This window comes from Cellulosimicrobium cellulans, assembly GCF_001722485.1.
Taxonomy (GTDB): domain Bacteria; phylum Actinomycetota; class Actinomycetes; order Actinomycetales; family Cellulomonadaceae; genus Cellulosimicrobium; species Cellulosimicrobium cellulans_A.
Genome location: NZ_LWGL01000284.1, coordinates 1 through 2,238, shown reverse-complemented (window position 1 = coordinate 2,238; position 2,238 = coordinate 1). Strand labels below are relative to the sequence as shown.

Annotated in this window: 3 protein-coding genes; all 3 read right to left on the bottom strand. The window is 75.0% G+C overall.

Features of this window, described 5'->3' with window-relative positions; genetic code table 11:
- Window positions 1–483, bottom strand: a 483-nt coding sequence (locus JZ5iCDA_RS19225; protein ID WP_069388188.1) for a FliO/MopB family protein, incomplete at its 3' end; no start/stop codon positions are given.
- Window positions 484–488: 5 nt separating this feature from the next.
- Window positions 489–1,193: a FliM/FliN family flagellar motor switch protein gene (locus JZ5iCDA_RS17015; protein ID WP_069388187.1), complete on the bottom strand. Its 705-nt coding sequence runs from the start codon at window positions 1,191–1,193 to the stop codon at window positions 489–491.
- Window positions 1,194–1,196: 3 nt separating this feature from the next.
- Window positions 1,197–2,096, bottom strand: a complete 900-nt coding sequence (locus JZ5iCDA_RS17010) for a flagellar motor switch protein FliM (RefSeq protein WP_069388186.1) — start codon at window positions 2,094–2,096, stop codon at window positions 1,197–1,199.
- Window positions 2,097–2,238: the final 142 nt, after the last annotated feature.

Genomic DNA, 2,238 nt, shown 5'->3' with positions numbered 1-2,238 from the left:
CTGCGCGGCAGCCTGCCGCGCGGCGCGCGTCGGCGCCTCGTGCCGCGGCGGCAGCTCCGGCCACGGGATCGGCCGGTCCGCCTCCTCCGCGAGCCAGCGCTCCGCCGCCGAGACGATGTCGTCGAAGCTCTCCGTGGTCGGCGGTGCAGGACGGTCCGGTGCGGGTGCCGGTGTTGGTGCCGGCGCCGACGTCGCCGGTGCCGTGCGCGCGACGGGCGCCGGCTCGGCGGGCCGCGGCGTAGGACCGTCGATCACCGTCACGGACCCCTCGGTGACGCCGAGGAGGTACCGCTTGCCGCCGGCCTCGAGGAGCACGGCGGTGCTCTTCTGCGTGAGCCCCTGGCGCGCGACGACGGTCAGCTGCTCGCCGCGGCCGGTGCCCGCCGAGCGCGTGCCGCGCCCGGCGATCCGGTACGAGAGCCACAGCAGGCCGAAGACGACCGCGAGGGAGAAGGCGACCCGCAGGACGGTGGTGACGTCCACGCCGGTCAGTCGTCCGTGTCGAGGATCTTGGTGATGCGCACGCCGTAGTCGCCGCCGTCGACGACGACCACCTCGCCCTTGGCGATGGTGCGGCCGTTGAGCTGCACGTCGGCGGGCGCGCCGGCCGAGCGGTCGAGCTCGACGACGGCGCCGGGCTCGAGGTTGAGCACGTCGCGCACGGGCATGCGCGTGTGGCCGACGATGACGGCGAGGTTCATCTCCACGCCGGAGATGCGCGCGAGCCGGTTGTCCGTCACGGCCTCGTCGGGCAGACCGCGCAGGGGCGTGCGGGTGCGCACGACGAACCACCCGGCCGTCGCGCCGCCGCCGGCGGAGAGCTCGAACACCACGGCCTCGGGGTCCTCGAAGAGGTCCGTCGCGTCGCCCACGTGGATCTCGCCGAGGACGCCGACGCCCGTCGTGGCGCCGGCCGCCTCCATGGCGGGGCGCAGCACGTCGGTCACGTCGATGGTCGCCGACTCGGACGCGCCCGCGAGCGACGCCTGGTCGATGAGCGCGAGCGCCATGTCCGTGCTCGACTCGCCGACGTACGAGGCGACGACCGCCTGCGCGGCCTGCGGCCCGACGGGCGCCCCGCCGGAGAGGGCGGCGGTGAGCGGCGTGCTCGTCGGGACGAGACCGACGAGCGCCTCGGCGGCCTCCGTCGCGACCTGGGCGGCGGGGCGGTCGACCGTGCTGGCGGTGGTCATGGGTCAGTTCTCCTCGGTGGTGACGATGCGGCAGGCGAGACGGGACCCGGACGACCCCACGGCGCCGCGGGCCAGGACGTGGCCGTCGACGACGACGTCGAGCGGGCGGGAGCGGGGGTGCGGGAGGCGGATGACGTCGCCGACGGCGAGGTCGATGACCTCGGTGGGCGTCATCGACGCGCCGGTCAGCTCGACGGTGACGTCGACGAGCGCGCGCGCGAGGTGCTGGCGCGTGCGCGCGCTCGCGTCGCTCGGGTCGTCCGCGGGGTTCGCCTCGCCCATGTTGGGCAGCAGCGCGACGGACGGCAGCGCGAGCGTCGCGCGGCACGACCGCTCCCCGACGCGCAGCTGGAACTCCGCGACGATCATGAGCTCGGCGGTCGGCGCGGCCTGCGCGAACTGGGAGTTGTGCTGGATCGACGCGATCTTCAGCGGGTTCTCGAGCAGCCGCCCGAGCGAGTGGCGCAGGTCGCGCAGCGTCTCGGTGAGCAGCGACGTCATGAGCGCGCGCTCGACGTCGGTGAACTTGCGGTCGATCTCCGGGATGTACGAGCCGGCGCCCAGCATGTGCGCGATCCACGTGAGCGCGTCCGTGTGCGGGAACTCGAGCACGGCGCGCGGCGCGATGCCCTCGATGTCGCACACGACGACGGTCGTCGTCATGGGCAGGTCCGCGACGTAGTCGTCGTACGTGCGCATCGTCACGGACGTCAGCCCGACCTGGGAGACGACGCGGACCCGCGCGGTGAGCTGCGTGCCCCACTGGCGCGCGAAGCTCTCGAACGCCATCTCGAGGATGCGGTAGTGCTCGCGCACGAGCGTCGTCGGCCGCCGGAAGTCGTAGACCTCGACCTTGCGCCGGGAGCCGGGCCTGCGGACGCGGACGGGTGTCGTCGTGCTCACGTCGCGTCCTATGCGCCGGGGCGCGGCGGAGCCTGCACGTCGCCGCAGGTGGCGTGCAGGCTCCCGGAGCGCGGGGCCGTCGGGGCCCCGCGGCGCGTCAGTCCCCCGCCGGAGGCTCCTCCGCGCGGGCGGCGGTCGCCCC